This is a genomic window from Halococcus salsus, from assembly GCF_009900715.1.
Taxonomy (GTDB): Archaea; Halobacteriota; Halobacteria; order Halobacteriales; family Halococcaceae; genus Halococcus; species Halococcus salsus.
In genome coordinates, this window is sequence record NZ_JAAAJC010000002.1 from 302,961 (window position 1) to 316,671 (window position 13,711).

19 protein-coding genes and 1 tRNA gene are annotated in these 13,711 nt (G+C 68.2%); 13 read left to right on the top strand and 7 right to left on the bottom strand.

Annotation, left to right across the window (positions count from 1 at the left end; translation table 11 throughout):
- Nucleotides 1-137: 137 nt before the first annotated feature.
- The 3 genes from GT355_RS08615 to GT355_RS08625 all read left to right on the top strand — a co-directional run bounded on the left by GT355_RS08615 (nucleotide 138) and on the right by GT355_RS08625 (nucleotide 2,457).
- Nucleotides 138-623 (top strand): Lrp/AsnC family transcriptional regulator, encoded by a 486-nt coding sequence (locus GT355_RS08615; protein WP_160134272.1) that lies wholly within the window; start codon nucleotides 138-140, stop codon nucleotides 621-623.
- Between the two features lie 167 nt (nucleotides 624-790).
- Nucleotides 791-1,600, top strand: coding sequence for a lipoate--protein ligase family protein (locus GT355_RS08620; RefSeq protein ID WP_160134273.1), 810 nt, complete (start codon nucleotides 791-793; stop codon nucleotides 1,598-1,600).
- 38 nt (nucleotides 1,601-1,638) lie between these two features.
- Nucleotides 1,639-2,457, top strand: coding sequence for a deoxyribonuclease IV (locus tag GT355_RS08625; protein WP_160134274.1), 819 nt, complete (start codon nucleotides 1,639-1,641; stop codon nucleotides 2,455-2,457).
- Nucleotides 2,458-2,487: 30 nt separating this feature from the next.
- Here the strand turns inward: GT355_RS08625 and GT355_RS08630 are convergent, their stop codons facing one another.
- Entirely contained in the window at nucleotides 2,488-2,748 is a 261-nt protein-coding gene (locus tag GT355_RS08630; RefSeq protein WP_240145761.1) for a hypothetical protein, read from the bottom strand.
- A gap of 102 nt (nucleotides 2,749-2,850) precedes the next feature.
- On the opposite strand from GT355_RS08630, the gene GT355_RS08635 reads away from it, so the two are divergent.
- A complete protein-coding gene (locus GT355_RS08635) occupies nucleotides 2,851-3,885 on the top strand; it encodes a guanosine monophosphate reductase (RefSeq protein WP_160134276.1) in 1,035 nt (344 codons plus the stop codon).
- Here GT355_RS08635 and GT355_RS08640 read toward each other — a convergent pair.
- Nucleotides 3,882-4,535 (bottom strand): DUF7095 family protein, encoded by a 654-nt coding sequence (locus GT355_RS08640; RefSeq protein WP_160134277.1) that lies wholly within the window; start codon nucleotides 4,533-4,535, stop codon nucleotides 3,882-3,884. The genes GT355_RS08635 and GT355_RS08640 overlap by 4 nt on opposite strands.
- 20 nt (nucleotides 4,536-4,555) lie before the next feature.
- On the opposite strand from GT355_RS08640, the gene GT355_RS08645 reads away from it, so the two are divergent.
- Complete coding sequence (locus GT355_RS08645) at nucleotides 4,556-4,723, top strand: hypothetical protein (protein WP_160134278.1); 168 nt, start codon at nucleotides 4,556-4,558, stop codon at nucleotides 4,721-4,723.
- Nucleotides 4,724-5,091: 368 nt separating this feature from the next.
- On the opposite strand, the gene GT355_RS08650 is transcribed toward GT355_RS08645, so the two are convergent.
- The gene (locus GT355_RS08650; protein WP_160134279.1) at nucleotides 5,092-5,451 is read right to left on the bottom strand and encodes a cupin domain-containing protein; all 360 of its coding nucleotides are present in this window, start codon (nucleotides 5,449-5,451) and stop codon (nucleotides 5,092-5,094) included.
- Between the two features lie 82 nt (nucleotides 5,452-5,533).
- Between GT355_RS08650 and ncsA the strand changes: the two genes are divergently transcribed.
- Nucleotides 5,534-6,496 carry a tRNA 2-thiolation protein NcsA gene (gene ncsA / locus GT355_RS08655; RefSeq protein ID WP_160134280.1) on the top strand — a complete coding sequence of 321 codons (963 nt, stop codon included), beginning with the start codon at nucleotides 5,534-5,536 and terminating at the stop codon, nucleotides 6,494-6,496.
- On the opposite strand, the gene GT355_RS08660 is transcribed toward ncsA, so the two are convergent.
- The 4 genes from GT355_RS08660 to GT355_RS08675 form a co-directional block, all read right to left on the bottom strand.
- Nucleotides 6,493-6,864, bottom strand: a complete 372-nt coding sequence (locus GT355_RS08660) for a VOC family protein (RefSeq protein ID WP_160134281.1) — start codon at nucleotides 6,862-6,864, stop codon at nucleotides 6,493-6,495. The two genes, ncsA and GT355_RS08660, sit on opposite strands and share 4 nt — an antisense overlap.
- Nucleotides 6,865-7,083: 219 nt before the next feature.
- Nucleotides 7,084-8,226, bottom strand: coding sequence for a cell division protein FtsZ (gene ftsZ / locus GT355_RS08665; protein WP_160134282.1), 1,143 nt, complete (start codon nucleotides 8,224-8,226; stop codon nucleotides 7,084-7,086).
- Nucleotides 8,227-8,228: 2 nt separating this feature from the next.
- Entirely contained in the window at nucleotides 8,229-8,402 is a 174-nt protein-coding gene (locus GT355_RS08670; protein ID WP_160134283.1) for a ribbon-helix-helix domain-containing protein, read from the bottom strand.
- A 197-nt stretch (nucleotides 8,403-8,599) separates the two neighbouring features.
- Entirely contained in the window at nucleotides 8,600-9,115 is a 516-nt protein-coding gene (locus GT355_RS08675) for a double zinc ribbon domain-containing protein (RefSeq protein WP_160134284.1), read from the bottom strand.
- Between the two features lie 107 nt (nucleotides 9,116-9,222).
- On the opposite strand from GT355_RS08675, the gene GT355_RS08680 reads away from it, so the two are divergent.
- From GT355_RS08680 to GT355_RS08710, 7 genes are all read left to right on the top strand, one after another.
- Nucleotides 9,223-9,296 (top strand) — tRNA-Tyr (locus GT355_RS08680).
- Between the two features lie 321 nt (nucleotides 9,297-9,617).
- Nucleotides 9,618-9,968: a DUF5789 family protein gene (locus GT355_RS08685; protein ID WP_120074517.1), complete on the top strand. Its 351-nt coding sequence runs from the start codon at nucleotides 9,618-9,620 to the stop codon at nucleotides 9,966-9,968.
- Nucleotides 9,969-10,022: 54 nt separating this feature from the next.
- Nucleotides 10,023-10,940, top strand: coding sequence for a DUF4129 domain-containing protein (locus GT355_RS08690; protein ID WP_240145762.1), 918 nt, complete (start codon nucleotides 10,023-10,025; stop codon nucleotides 10,938-10,940).
- A complete protein-coding gene (locus GT355_RS08695) occupies nucleotides 10,937-11,503 on the top strand; it encodes a DUF7269 family protein (RefSeq protein WP_160134285.1) in 567 nt (188 codons plus the stop codon). The genes GT355_RS08690 and GT355_RS08695 overlap by 4 nt, the downstream gene beginning before the upstream one ends.
- Complete coding sequence (locus GT355_RS08700) at nucleotides 11,500-12,828, top strand: DUF58 domain-containing protein (RefSeq protein ID WP_160134286.1); 1,329 nt, start codon at nucleotides 11,500-11,502, stop codon at nucleotides 12,826-12,828. Before GT355_RS08695 ends, GT355_RS08700 begins: the two co-directional genes overlap by 4 nt.
- Nucleotides 12,825-13,319 carry a DUF7519 family protein gene (locus tag GT355_RS08705; RefSeq protein ID WP_160134287.1) on the top strand — a complete coding sequence of 165 codons (495 nt, stop codon included), beginning with the start codon at nucleotides 12,825-12,827 and terminating at the stop codon, nucleotides 13,317-13,319. The genes GT355_RS08700 and GT355_RS08705 overlap by 4 nt, the downstream gene beginning before the upstream one ends.
- A gap of 187 nt (nucleotides 13,320-13,506) precedes the next feature.
- A complete protein-coding gene (locus GT355_RS08710) occupies nucleotides 13,507-13,698 on the top strand; it encodes a hypothetical protein (protein WP_120072040.1) in 192 nt (63 codons plus the stop codon).
- Nucleotides 13,699-13,711 lie beyond the last annotated feature (13 nt).

Genomic DNA, 13,711 nt, shown 5'->3' on the forward strand with positions numbered 1-13,711 from the left:
TCGCCGAGCGAGCCGAGCGTTCGGTCTATCGAACTACATCTAGCCAGCCTCGATTCGGTCGGTCGTTTCCCAGACCACGTTCGGATATCACGCTGAGTTCCGAATAGCGTTTACCGCCGTGGGCGGTTAGCGAACGTATGGACGAGCGAGACCTGCGTATCCTTCAGGCCGCGGCCGAACTCGGGACGGGGAGCCCCGAGGCGATCGCCGCCCACACGGAGATCCCGAAATCGACCGTTCACTACCGCATCACCCAGCTCAAAGAGCGCGGGGTCGTCACGAACGACCTCCTCGATGTCGACCCCGAGAAGCTCGGTCTCGAGATAACCGTCGTCACCGAGGTCATCGCGGATTACCAGCAGGACTACCACGAGACGGTCGGCGAGGAGCTCGCGGCCATCGAGGGCGTAAATCAGGTCTACTTCACGATGGGCGATACCGACTTCGTCGTCATCGCGCACCTCACCGACCGCGAGATGGTCCACGAACTCGTCGCGGAGTACGAGGCCATCGACGAGGTCGTCCGCACGAGTTCGCAGTTCGTGATCGGGACCGTCAAACAGCAGTCGAATCCCGTCAACGACTTCGAGCTCGAAACCCTGCTCGAAGCGCTCTCCGAGTGAGTTCGAGCGGCTAAAGACGACGCCGCCCGAGCTACGGTGACTCCGATAACTGCGTTATCGTCCCACACCGAAAGTGAATCGCTGGCGTCCGAGGTGACGGTCAGGTTCCGTTAACGGGTCGGGTGCCGACGCGACCGCTTTTGCTCCGGCGGCCCGGACGGTCGGGCATGAATCTCGACGACCGGGAGTGGCGGCTCATCCGGGAGGACACCAGAAGCGGGCCGCTGAACATGGCGCTCGACGAGGTCGCCGCCGAGACCGCCGCGGACGGCGGGCCACGTACTCTCAGAGTCTATCGGTGGGAGCCCGCGACGCTCTCGCTGGGCTACCATCAGGAGCCCAGTACGGTGGACTGGGACTTCTGCGAGCGCGAGGGGATCTCGGTGACGCGACGGCCGACCGGCGGCGGTGGCATCTACCACGATACTCGCGGGGACATCTCCTACTCGATCGTCGCGCCCGCCGACGAACTCCCGGGGGACCTGATGGAGACCTACGAGTTGCTCTGCGAACCCCTGTTCGACGCGCTGGAGAGGGTAGGAGTCGAAGCGGGCTTCGTCGACGAGGAGCGCCCCGCGATCTTCGAACCCGCGTGTTACCTCCGGGGGCTCCACCCGGCGCACGACGTGGTGGCGGGCGACGGCCGGAAGCTGAGCGGGAACGCCCAGTACCGCCGGCGCGACAGCGTGATCCAGCACGGTTCGGTGCTTTTCTCGGACGCCGTCGAGACCCACCTCGACTGTTTCGTCGATTCGCCGAACCCCGAGACGTTCCGCGAGCGCGTGACGAACCTCCGAGAGCAACGAGATCTGAAGCGGAAGCGGGCGGTCGAAGCGTTCGAGGACGCGCTGGGGGAGTGGGCCGATGCCGAAGTAGGCATGTGGACCGACGACGAACTCGCTCGCGCGCGTACGCGCGTAGAGGAGAAGTACGACTCGCCGGCGTGGAACCGCGACCGGACGGACCCGACGGCTTGAACCGGGTGGCTCTTTGTGGCCGCGGTCGACGCCCGGGTATGCACGTAGGCGCACACGTCTCGGTCGCCGGCGGTGTCGACAACGCCATCGAGCGCCAGGTCGACGTCGGCGGGAACTGCGGCCAGATATTCACGGCCTCGCCCCAGGTCTGGGCCGGCCCGAGCTTCGACGACGAGGAAGCCGCAGCGTTTCGCGACTCCGACCTCGGCCCGTGGGTCATCCACGCCTCCTACCTCGTGAACCTCGCCACCCCCAAAGATGACCTCCGCGAGAAGTCCGTCGCGAGCCTCCAAGACGAGTGCGACGCCGCGGATCGTCTGGGCATCGAGTTCGTCAACGTCCACCTCGGTGCGCACACCGGCGCGGGCGTCGACGGTGGGCTCACGAACGCCGGGGAGGCCATCGACGAACTCGATATCCCGGAAGGAGTCACCCTGCTGGTCGAGAGCGACGCCGGGAGCGGGACCAAGCTCGGCGGCGAGTTCGACCACCTCGCGACGGTTCGCGATCGGACCAACGAGGACATCGAGTTCTGTCTCGACACCGCCCACGCCTTCGCCGCGGGCTACGACTTCTCGACACCCGAGGAGGTCGAGGATTCGCTGGCGGAGTTCGACGACGTCGTCGGCCTCGACGCGCTCCGGTGTGTCCACCTCAACGACTCGAAACACGCCTGTGGCACCAACAAGGACGAACACGCCCACATCGGCGAGGGCGAGATCGGGAGTGAGGGAATGCGGGCGGTCGTCAACCACGACGCGCTCGCCGACGTACCGTTCGTGCTCGAAACCCCCACCGAGGACGGCAAGAGCTACGCCTGGAACATCGAGCGCGTCAAGGACTACCGCGAGGAGTGAGCCCGTCCGAGGGAGGGACGGGTTCCCCGGTCAGTCGTCCTCTTCCTCGCCGCCGCCACCGTTCTCACCGCCACCGTCTTCGTTCTCTCCGCCGCCACCACCGTCTTCGTTTTCGCCCCCGCCGTCTTCACCGCCACCACCGCCACCGCCATCCTCGTTCTCCCCGCCGCCGTCCTCACCTTCGCCGCCGAGGCTCGAACAGCCGGCGAGGCCGACTGCGAGAACGCCGCCGGCCATCGCGAGGGCGCGCCGCCGGTGATACCGTTCGGTTTCGTCCGTCTTTCGGGTCATCACCGGCCGAACGAAGAGCGACACCCTAAGCGTTCCTCTCCCGTCCACCGAGCGGAAACGAAGGTTGATACGGGTCGCCTCACTACCCGGGGAAGGTTACGTATGGAGGTACGGGACGGAGTGAGCTACGACGACGTGTTGGTAGTGCCGAAACGCTCGGCGGTCGACCACCGGGGGGACGTGGACCTCGGAACCCATCTCGCGCCGGGGCTCGCGCTCGACAGCCCGATACTCGGCGCGGCGATGGACACCGTGACGGAGGCCGAGGCGGCCATCGCGCTGTCGGCGGTCGGTGGATTGGGAGTCGTGCATCGGTTCCTGCCGGTCGACGACCAGGCCGCCGAGATCGAGCGGGTGATCGCGGCGGGCGAGCGGGCGGGCGGCGCGGTCGGCATCGATGAGGACTTCGTCGAGCGAGCGGACGCACTGGTCGAGGCCGGCGCGGCGTGTGTCGTCGTCGACGTCGCCCACGGCCACATGGAGCGGTGTCTCGACGCGGTGGCCGAGATCCACGAGGCGTTCCCCGACACAGTGCTCGTGGCGGGCAACGTCGCGACCGCGGCGGGCGTCGCGGATCTCGCAGCCGCGGGCGCGGACTGCGTGAAGGTGGGGGTCGGCCCGGGCTCACACTGCACCACGCGGGAGGTCGCGGGCGCGGGCGTGCCACAGCTCACCGCGGTCGACGACTGCGCCGACGCCGCCGCGGAGTGTGGGGTCACGACGATCGCCGACGGCGGGATAACGAAGTCCGCCGACGCGGTGAAGGCGTTGCTGGCGGGTGCGGACGCGGTGATGGTCGGCGGGCTGCTCGCGGGCACGGCCGAAGCCCCCGGCGACGTCGTCGAACGCGACGGCGAGCGGTACAAGCGCTCGCGCGGGATGGCCTCGGCCGAGGCGGGTGCGGAGCGGACCGACAAGGAGGGCGCGGTCGACGCCGCCGAGGGGGTCACCGGGCTGACGCCGTATCGGGGGTCGGTCGCGGACGTGGTCGGGGAGCTCGAAGCCGGCATTCGGTCGGGGCTCTCGTACTGCGGCGGGGCCGATCTCGCGGCGGCACGCGAGAAGAGCGAGTTCGTCAGGAACTCCGCGGGCGCGCAGGCGAGGGCGGGGTCTCACGGCGGCGTCCGCGAGCGCTAGACCACGTCGCCGCGAACGGTGAGGCCGTTCTGGTTCTCGCGGTAGGATCGCACCGCGTTCGCCGCCTGCTCGGAGTCGGGTTCGTCCATGCCGATCATCGCGAAGGCGTCGGCGAGCGTCGGGAAGACGTACTCGCCGCCCGCGAGTTTCTCGAAGGCCTCCTCGGAGCGCCGGCCGTCGAGCCAGCAGCACACCCCCCGAGGATCGAGGAGTTCCTCGTAGTTCCCGTGGGCCATCGCGCCCCGGAGGCGCTGGGTCACGTTGTCGTCGAAGCTCGCGTTGCAGACTTCGAGGTGGATGGGTTCGTTCTCGCCAACGAGGTGGGCCGCGAGACACTTCTCGGGGGCGGCGTAGCCGTTCGCGCTCGCGCGGATGTGTTCCGGGAACGCCTCGGCCCACTCCGCGCTCACGGTCTTGCCGATTCCCTCCACACCGTGGGAATCGACGAACTCGGCCTCGCGCTCCGCGTCGCCGTGGAAGAGGAGGTCCTTCGTGAGGTAGACGTCGAGGCGGGAGATGGGATCGAGACCGAGCGCGAGGTCGCCGTAGACCCATATCTCGCGCACCGGGACGGGCATCGGCTCCGACTCGACCGTCGAGACGAGCTGCTCGACCCGCTCGACGGCCTCCGCACGCGTGAATCCGGTCATGGCTCGACTACTCCCCCGCCGTGGAAAACGGTTTCCGCGACGACCGGGCGGATGTGGAGGCGATGCCGGGCGGTGCGGTCACGGTTGCGGTCGGAGCGGTCGGCGCGCGCTCGCGGTCGTGTGCGAGGGAAACGAGCACCGACCGCGGACACTGTGCGAGGGATGAGCGAAACGAGCGGAGCGAGTGAAGCGAATCGGCTGGGGAGGGCGTGGTGCACGGTTGTAGTTGTCGTGCTGTACCGCGAGTGAGCCATCGGCGAACGAGCGGTCTTTTTAGTCCAGGTTTTTGCGAGGAGGGGTTTGCGAACGAAGTGAGCAAATCCGACGAGTAAAAAAGTGGGAGCTGAATCGGTTGGGGAGGGTGTGGCCGTCGCGGGGCGGTGCGGAGTGGTGGCGGTTCTCAGTTGCACCGGGATTCGAAGTCGCGTCTCTTCGGCCGACCGATCAGGATTCGAAATCGTGCTCACTTGGCCGACCGATCAGGGTTCCCGAAATCGTGCTCACTTAGCCGACTGGCCGATCGGATTCCCCGATCTCCTGTGTCGAGTCCACTGATTCAATCCAGATCTGCGACCTCAGTGGTCCGCTCGGTCTCCCGGTTTCCCGTGTTGCGCGTCTCGGTCGGTTCGAACAGCAGGATCTCGGCCTCGCCCGCCGCCACCGGCCGATGCTCCACACCCGCTGGAATCGTCACGAACTCGCCGGCTTCCAGAACCACGTCCTCCTCGTCGTCGAGTTCGAGGCGGACCTCGCCCGAGCGCACCATGAAGAGTTCGTCGACGGAGTGGTGGTGCCGGTCGAACTCGCCCTCGACCTTCGCGAGTTTGAGGCCGTGGTCGTTGACCGCGCCCGCGAGCCGCGGCGACCACTGCTCGTCGAACGAGTCGAAGGCCTCGTCGAGATTCGTCTTCTCCATGGGTGGTGAAGACCGCTCGACGGGAAGTAGGGGTCGGTTCTGGAGGCGAAACCGTGAAACGCCGAAGCGGACAACTCGCGGCATGAACTGTACGAAGTGCGACTGCGAGGCCGTGCTCCACGCGGCCTACTCCGGTGCGCACCTCTGTGAGCACCACCTCCGGGAGTCCGTCGAGTCCAGACTTCGGCGGCGGGTCCGCAAGGACGGGCTCATCGGCCCCGACGCGAGCCCCGAGACCCCCGAGACCTGGCTCATCGGGCTCTCGGGCGGGAAGGACAGCGTCGTCCTGACCTCGATCCTCGCCGAGACCTTCGCCGAGGATCCCCGGATCGAGCTGGTCGCGCTCACGATCCACGAGGGGATCGAGGGCTACCGCGACGAGAGCCTCGACGCCGCCAGCGAACTCGCTCAGAATCTCGACATCCGCCACGAAGTCGTGAGCTACGCCGACGAGTTCGATCTGGAGATGGACGACGTGGCCGAGACGGACCCCGAGAACATGGCCCCGTGTGCCTACTGCGGGGTCTTCCGGCGCGACCTGCTCTCAGACTACGCCGAACGGTTCGACGCCGACAAACTCCTCACGGGCCACAATTTGGACGACGAGGCCCAGACCGCGCTGATGAACTTCTTCGAGGGTGACGTCGCCCAGATGGCGAAACACTTCGACGCCAGCCTCGGGCCGTTTCCCGAGCGCAGCGACTCCACGGAGTTCGTCCCGCGCGCGAAGCCCCTCAGGGACGTCCCCGAAAAGGAGGTCGCGCTCTACGCCCACCTCGCCGAACTACCCGTGCACATGGCCGAGTGTCCCCACTCCAGCGAGGCCTACCGAAAGGAGATACAGGAGCTCTTGCTGAAGATGGAGGCCCAGCATCCCGGGACACGGCACTCGGTGATGGCGGGCTACGAGGAGCTCGCCGAGCTCGCCGCCCGCGCCTACCGGCAGGACGGACCCGAGCTCGGCGAGTGTGAGCGGTGCGGTTCGGCCACCACCCGCGACCTCTGTCGGACCTGCCAGCTCACCGAGGCCGTCCACGCCGCCTAGTCCTCGTACGCGATGCACTCGATCCGGTTGCCGAACGGGTCGCGAAAGGAGAAGCGCTCCCGACCGGGGATCGGCGGTTCGGAACCGATCTCGATACCCTCGCTTTCGAGCCGCTCGCGTATCGGTTCGAGCTCGTCCACGACGAAGGCGGGATGGCGACGCGAGCGCTCCGTTTCGGCTTCGGGCCCGAGGTGGATCTCGACCCCACCCGCCCCGAACCAGAAGCTGTCGGTGCCGTCGAGCGAGTCGGGTTTGTCGAGCGGATCAAAGTCGAGAACCTCGGTGTAGAACCGCGTCGCTCGCTCCCTCGCGTCCTCGCCCTCCGGAACACACAACTGGACGTGGTCGACGCCCTGCCAATCGGTCATGTGCGGGTGCTCTCCCCGCACGAGAATACGACTGTCGGTCGGCTTCGACCTCGACGAGACCGACATCGACCGTGTAGTACACGAACCAGTAACCGAACCTATCACGCTATTCTATCTGGAACGTTCGGTCGCAAACGCAGTACGGAAGCTGGCTAGAAAACGAAAGGAATTGGATATATAATATTTCGAGTGCGTGGAGGGCACTCCGGTCAGCGGGACCTATCGGATGACGTCGAGGCCGTTGTGCTGTTCACCGCGGTCGTCGCCCCCGGTCGACTCCACACCGGAGAGCGACTCCCCGTCGTCGAGCGCCGCCCGCGAGCGGTCGGCCTGCTGTTGGGCGTCGGGACCGAGGACTTGGGCGCTCTGGACACCCGTCATGATGGCCATCACGCGGACCTTGCCTTTGTACTCCTCGCGGATCCGGGAGCCCCAGATCACGTTCGCGCTGGGGTCGAGGCGGTCGGTGATGCGTTCGGCGATCTCCTCGGCCTCCTTCAGGGTGAGGTCAGGGCCGCCGGTGATGTGGACCAGGCCACCCGATGCGCCCTGGTAGTCCACGTCGAGGAGGGGGTGGCTCATCGCGTCCTTCACGACCTCCTCGGTCTTGTTCTTGTCCTGGGTCTCGCCCACGAGCATCACCGCGACGCCGCCCTGGTCCATGATCGAGGTCATGTCGGCGTAGTCGAGGTTGATCAGCGAGGGCTGGGTGATGGTCTCGGCGATCCCCTTGACGGTCTCGGCGATCAGCTGGTCCATCACCGAGAACGCCTTGCCGACCGGGAGGTTGGGGACGTAATCCAGCAGCCGGTTGTTGTCGAGGACGATGATCGAGTCGGCCTCGTTGCGGAGCTCCTCGAGGCCCTCCTCGGCCTTGACGGTTCTCGCGCGCTCGACGTTGAACGGCGTCGAGACCATCCCGACCACGATCGCGCCCTCGTCGGCCGCGATCCGCGCGACCACCGGGGCCGCACCGGTGCCGGTGCCGCCACCCATGCCCGCGGTGACGAACACGAGGTCCGCACCCGAGAGCACGTCCTTCAGGGTGCCACGGGCCATCTCGGTGGCGCGCTCGCCCATTTCGGGGTTGCCACCCGCGCCGAGCCCCTGGGTGAGGGTCTTCCCGACGAGCACCCGGGTGTCGGCCTGGATCATCTGGAGGTGCTGTTTGTCGGTGTTGACCGCGATGGTCTCGGCACCCTCGACGCCGATGTTGTAGAGCCGGTTGACGGTGTTGTTGCCCGCACCGCCACAGCCGACCACCACGATCCGGGGGTCGCCGAACTCGTCGAGTTCGGTTTCGTCCCGACGCTGTTTCTCCTTCTCGGCGTTTTCGAGCGCGGACTCGACGATGTCCTGCATCGTCAGGCCCTCGCGAACGGGCGCTCGGCCCGTCGCTCGCTCTGGTTCTCCTCGGCGACCATCCGGCGCACCGCCGCCCGGATGGCCTCGCTTCGGGTGGGATACTCACCGAGTTCGACCATCTGTTCGACCTCCTCTATCTGCTGCTTCGGGATCCGTAGTGTCACACGCTCCATTTGTTGTCTCCTGTGGGGACGCGTCTTACAGACCGGAACCGCTGTACGGAACCGGAGGTCGTCTCCATCGACCCGACTGTAAGACGGTCGTCTTACGCAATCGTATGCAATCGTCGCCGGTGTAATAAATCTACCGGAAGGCGTAAGACGGTTTCGAGGATCGGTCGCAAACGCCGTCTACGACTGGTTTTCGGTGTTTACGGTCCGTCGAGAACGTCGGCTGCCGGCGTCCGACGACCGCAGCTCGGACAGAACGCCCAGTCCGAGCGGAGTTCGTCGCCGCACTCACAGAACACCCGGTGGCTCGCCTTCTCCCCGCAATTCGGGCAGTAAACGTTCTCTGAGTCGAGTTCCTCGCCACACTGACCGCAGGTTTTACGCTCGTTCGACGCCGTTTGCGCGTCCGGGGCCGGCGTCTTACGCGCGGTCGACTCCGCTTCGTCGTCTTCGACCGCAGCGCCGTCGAGCGTGATGTTTACGTTGATATCCTGGGGTTGTGACGGCGTAAACGCACCGGACAGCCGGTCGTCGACGATGGCCTCGACCCGTTCGGCGACGAGTGCATCGAGGCTGTCGGCGGTGTCGGACACGGTGGGTTCGTCCCGCGCGAGGTAGGTCCGGAGGGCCTCACGCATCGCCTCGCTCTTCGAGGCGTCGAGGGTTTCGAGCTCCTCGATGAGCTCGTCGTCCGCGCGGAACGTGATCTTGCTCATCCGTTTGCCGAGGGGACGACAGCCGGCTACTTCAATCTTCCCGGCCGTCACACGCGTCCGACACGAACAGAAATTCTTAAACCCGACGACCGGGGTAGTATCGGTAACCGCTCTTAGCTCAGTTTGGCAGAGCAGTCGACTGTAGATCGACTTGTCCCCCGTTCAAATCGGGGAGAGCGGATTTTTGCTGCGAGCGAAGGCGAGCAGTCGAAAATCCGTCTCGACACGATTTGAGCAGCGAGCAACGCGGAGCGTTGCGAGTGAGTTCAAATCGGGGAGAGCGGACTTGCTTGCAAATCCGGTCGACATGGTTTGAGCACGGAAGTCGCAGCGCGCGAGCGGAGCGAGCGGGTCGTCTTCCGACGTTCAAATCGGGGAGAGCGGACTTCCGCACCTGTCGCATCAGAGCCGAGCCGAGCGTCTCCCGTCGTCCGACACCGTGATCGGTCGGGTTGCGTACGCCGGTGGTGGGTTTTTTCGTCCGACTCCCGTAGGACGGGGTATGCCGAACGACAACTCCGACATGAGCGACGCACGCGACCGCCAGCGGGACCGCGCCGAGCACGTCGAGAACATCCTCGACGAGGTCGAGGCCGACACCCGCGAGCGGAAGTACCCCGTCAGCAGCGAGGACCTCGCGACCGAGTACGCCGACCAGCCGATCGACATGCCGAACGAGACCGAGTCGATGGGCGACGTCTTCCGCCGGCTCGACGACGAGTACGACACGCCCGAGCAGGTCCGCGAGGCACTCCACGGCGAACTCACCGGCGAGGCGGGCGGCCGAGGTGAGTACAACGACGAGCGCGACCTCACGGCGCTCGACGATGCCGAGGACACCGACACCGTCTAGATCACCGTGTGAGGTGAGGGAAAGGCTCAAACACGCCGGCTGCGGCTATTCGCTGTGAATCGGAGCAGGCTCGCCTCGGTGCTGATCGCCCTCCTCGCGGTGCTCGCGCTCGCCGTCGGGGCCGCCGTCATCGACGCCCCGACGGCCACCCCGGGAGCCGGCGGCGGGAGCGGTGGCGGCTCCGGCGGTTTCTTCGGGTCGGGCAGCGGCTTCAGTCTCGGGGGGTCGCCGTCGCCGGAGACGGTCGGTGAGTTCCCGGCCGAGTTCTTTCAGCTCCTGCTCGTCGTGGTCGGGGTGACGGCGCTCGTGCTTCTCGTTCTGCTCTGGAAGGAGTTCGACCTCGGCGACCTCCGGCGGGTCGCGGTCGGCGCGGTCGTGCTCGGTACCCTGCTCGCGGCGAGCTACTTCGTCCTCCAACTGTTCGGCAGCGACGGTCGACAGCGGGGGAACGGGAGCGGTATGGGGGCGGGCCAGCCCTCGTTCCCGGGCGGCGGGTCGGGCGGCGCAGCCGATACCGCCCTCCAGCCCGTCTCGACGGAGCTCCCGCTGGTGGCGGTCGCGGTGGGGGCGGTGCTGATCGTTGGTCTCGCGGCCGTCCTCCGGTCGGAGGACGAGGGGGAGACGGACGAAAGCGACTCGACGGCGACCGATGCGTCGGGGATGGCCGGGGTCGGCCGAGCGGCGGGGCGGGCGGCCGACCGGATCGAGCACGACACGACGCTCGAGAACGGGGTCTACCGCGCGTGGCGCGAGATGACCGACCACCTCGACGTGGCGCGTCCCGAGTCGAGCACGCCGGGCGAGTTCGCGCGTGCGGCGACCGAGGCCGGGATGCGGGGGCGAGACGTCGACGAACTCACCGACCTCTTCACGCGGGTTCGGTACGGCGACGAGCGGGTGACCGACGAGCGCGAGCGGCGGGCGACGAGCGCGCTCAGACGCATCGAGGAGACCTACGCGGAGGAGCCGTGAACTGGCGAGGGCTCGGTGTGGCGGTCGGCGTCGGCTGCGTGCTCGCCGGCCTCGCGGTCGTGGTCTCGCCTTCGCTCGCGGTCGAGGTCACACCGAGCCTGCTCACGCTCGTCGGGGTGGTCGCGGGGCTCGCGGGCGCGGCGGCGGTCTACGAACGCGCGACCACCGACGAACAGCGGACCGAACCGCCGACGCCCGAACGGCCGCTCTCCGTCCCGACACCGGGTACCGAACTCGACCGCCAACTCGATGCGCTCGGCTCGCGGGGTCGCCGGTTCGGCATCGGGGAGCGTCGCTCGATTCGCGACCGTCTCGACGAACTCGCGGTGGCGGTGCTGGTCCGCGACGGCGAGAGCGAGGCGACGGCCCGTGAGCGCCTCGCTGCGGGGACCTGGACCGACGACCCCCACGCCGCGGCGTTCTTCGCCGAGGCGCACGCGTCGGACGTCCCCCTCGAAGAGCGCCTCCGGGCGGCGTTCAGCGGCGAGCCAAGCCCACGTCGACGGGCACGCCACGCCATCGACGCGCTCGCGCGGATCGCCGACCGGGAGCACGAGCAATGAGCACGGGCCGGACCCGGCGTTCGGCCGCCGGTCGCGAAGAGGTGGCGGTGGAGGACGAGACGGTCCGCAGAACCGGACGGTGGCGGGGGGTGAGCGCGCTCGCGCTGGTGGCCGGTGCGGTCGGGATCCTCGCCGCGGTCCCCGGGCTGGTGCTCTGTGGCGTCGTGGGGATCGCCTTCGCCGCGGTCTCGCGGTCGGCCCGCCCGCCGCCCGTCACCCTCCGGATCGAACGGAGCGTGAGCGAGTCCCGGCCCGCACCCGACGAGACGGTCACCGTCACCGTCGAGGTCGAGAACGTCGGCGAGGCGATATGCAACGACCTCCGGGTCGTCGACGGCGTCCCGCCGGGGCTCGGGGTCGCTGAGGGGTCGCCCCGGTTCGCGACCGCGCCGCTCAGACCCGGCGAGACCGCGAGCTTCTCGTACGGCATCGCCGCGACGCGTGGCGTCCACCGGTTCGAGTCGGCGTTCGTCCTGCTCCGGGATACGGTCGGGGCGACCGAGCGCGTCGCGCGGGTCCCCGCGGCGACCGACACCCCGCTGACGTGCGTTCCGCCGCTCGGGTTCGGGATCGAGGGGAGCCTCCGCGACCAGACCATCGACCAGCCCGGTCGCGTGCTCACCGACGTCGGCGGGTCGGGGGTGGCGTTCCAGGCCACCCGCGAGTACCGACCGGGCGACCCCCTCTCGCGGGTCGACTGGAACCGGCTGGCGAAGACCGGCGACCTCTCGACCGTCGACCTCCGCGAGGAACGCGCCGCCGCGGTCGTCCTCCTCGTCGACGCCCGTGAGGAAGCCTACCGCGCGTCGGGGCCGGAGGCGGAGTCGGCGGTCTCGCGGTCGGTGCGGGCCGCCGGGGCGCTCTACGTCGGCCTCACGAACGCGGAGAACCCCACGGGTATCGCGGCACTCTCGCCCGACCCCTACTGGCTCGCGCCCGGATCGGGACCGACCCATCGCGCGCAGGTCCGCGAGGCGCTCGCCACCCACCCGGCGTTCGCCCCCGCCCCGCCCGACGAGCCGTTCTTCCCCTCGATACGGCTCCGGCGGCTCCGACGACGCCTCCCCGCGCGGGCGCAGGTCGTGGTCTGCGCGCCGGTCTGTGACGACGCCCTCGTTCGGCTGCTCCGGCGGCTCGACGTCGGCGGCCACCGCGTGAGCGTCGTGAGCCCCGACCCCACGGCGACCGACACGCCGGGGAGTCAACTCGCACGAACCGAACGCCGGGTCCGGCTCTCGAAACTCCGGGCCGCCGGGATCCCCGTGATCGACTGGGGCGACGAACCGCTCGCGGTGGCGCTCGCACGCGCCGGAGGCTCGCGGTGAGCCACGCTATCGATCCGTCGCCGCCACGACTGAGTGAGGGGGTCGCGGTCGTCGCGGGGGCGGTCGGCACGCTCGCGCTCGCCGTCTCGCCCGCCGCGTTCGGCCTCGGTGCGCTCGGGACGGTCACCGTCGGCGCGGGGCTCTACCGGCGTTCGCACGCCGCCGTCACCCTCGGGGCGACGGGGGTGTTCTGTGGCGTCCTGCTCGCGGGGCTCGCCGACGCGCCGCCCGAACTCCTCCTGCTTTCGACCGCCGGCACGGTGGTCGCGTGGGACGTCGCCACGTTCGCCATCGACCTCGGTGCGGAGCTGGGGCGGGCGGCCGAGACGAGGCGGCTCGAACTCGTCCACGCCGGTGCGAGTACGGGGCTCGCGCTCGGGGCGGCGGTCGTCGGCACACTGGTCTATCGGCTCGTCGGCGGCGGGCCGGCGCTCGCACCGGTCGTGTTGCTCTGTGGCGCAGTAGTGCTCGCCATCGCCCTCCGGCCGTAGGTGGAGGTGGATCACTATCGGTCGTCCGGATGGTTCATCGGGCCTCCGTCGACCTCGTGTTTCGCGATGTTTTCTTCTCAAATTTCACGAAATCATTGCCCGATCGAACCCGTATCAGGGTAGCGGCTACGGAAGGAACCGACCCGTTCCGGGGGTGTATTCGGGTCCCGACCGAAGCGGGGTTGCAATGTCAGAGACAGACGCGGTCCCGGACGAATCAGGTGCGCCGTACCTCGCCTTCGGGGCGGTCGGCTCGGTCGCGCTCGCGCTCTACGAGTACTACGTCCGCGGCAACGAGCAGCGCGGGATGTTCATCGGGCTCTGGCCGCCGACGATGATCGGCTTCGCGATCTACCTCAAGCAGAAAGCGGCCGAGTAACGACTTCGACGGG

What these genes read in the sequence shown, in the direction of transcription:
- GT355_RS08650 (WP_160134279.1), bottom strand. Translation starts at nt 5,451, where the DNA reads ATGGAGAAGACGAATCTCGACGAGGCCTTCGACTCGTTCGACGAGCAG.
- ftsZ (WP_160134282.1), bottom strand. Translation starts at nt 8,226, where the DNA reads ATGCAGGACATCGTCGAGTCCGCGCTCGAAAACGCCGAGAAGGAGAAA.
- GT355_RS08635 (WP_160134276.1), top strand. Translation starts at nt 2,851, where the DNA reads ATGGAGGTACGGGACGGAGTGAGCTACGACGACGTGTTGGTAGTGCCG.
- GT355_RS08615 (WP_160134272.1), top strand. Translation starts at nt 138, where the DNA reads ATGGACGAGCGAGACCTGCGTATCCTTCAGGCCGCGGCCGAACTCGGG.
- GT355_RS08710 (WP_120072040.1), top strand. Translation starts at nt 13,507, where the DNA reads ATGTCAGAGACAGACGCGGTCCCGGACGAATCAGGTGCGCCGTACCTC.
- GT355_RS08670 (WP_160134283.1), bottom strand. Translation starts at nt 8,402, where the DNA reads ATGGAGCGTGTGACACTACGGATCCCGAAGCAGCAGATAGAGGAGGTC.
- ncsA (WP_160134280.1), top strand. Translation starts at nt 5,534, where the DNA reads ATGAACTGTACGAAGTGCGACTGCGAGGCCGTGCTCCACGCGGCCTAC.
- GT355_RS08700 (WP_160134286.1), top strand. Translation starts at nt 11,500, where the DNA reads ATGAGCACGGGCCGGACCCGGCGTTCGGCCGCCGGTCGCGAAGAGGTG.
- GT355_RS08675 (WP_160134284.1), bottom strand. Translation starts at nt 9,115, where the DNA reads ATGAGCAAGATCACGTTCCGCGCGGACGACGAGCTCATCGAGGAGCTC.
- GT355_RS08640 (WP_160134277.1), bottom strand. Translation starts at nt 4,535, where the DNA reads ATGACCGGATTCACGCGTGCGGAGGCCGTCGAGCGGGTCGAGCAGCTC.
- GT355_RS08685 (WP_120074517.1), top strand. Translation starts at nt 9,618, where the DNA reads ATGCCGAACGACAACTCCGACATGAGCGACGCACGCGACCGCCAGCGG.
- GT355_RS08630 (WP_240145761.1), bottom strand. Translation starts at nt 2,748, where the DNA reads ATGACCCGAAAGACGGACGAAACCGAACGGTATCACCGGCGGCGCGCC.
- GT355_RS08620 (WP_160134273.1), top strand. Translation starts at nt 791, where the DNA reads ATGAATCTCGACGACCGGGAGTGGCGGCTCATCCGGGAGGACACCAGA.
- GT355_RS08625 (WP_160134274.1), top strand. Translation starts at nt 1,639, where the DNA reads ATGCACGTAGGCGCACACGTCTCGGTCGCCGGCGGTGTCGACAACGCC.
- GT355_RS08660 (WP_160134281.1), bottom strand. Translation starts at nt 6,864, where the DNA reads ATGACCGATTGGCAGGGCGTCGACCACGTCCAGTTGTGTGTTCCGGAG.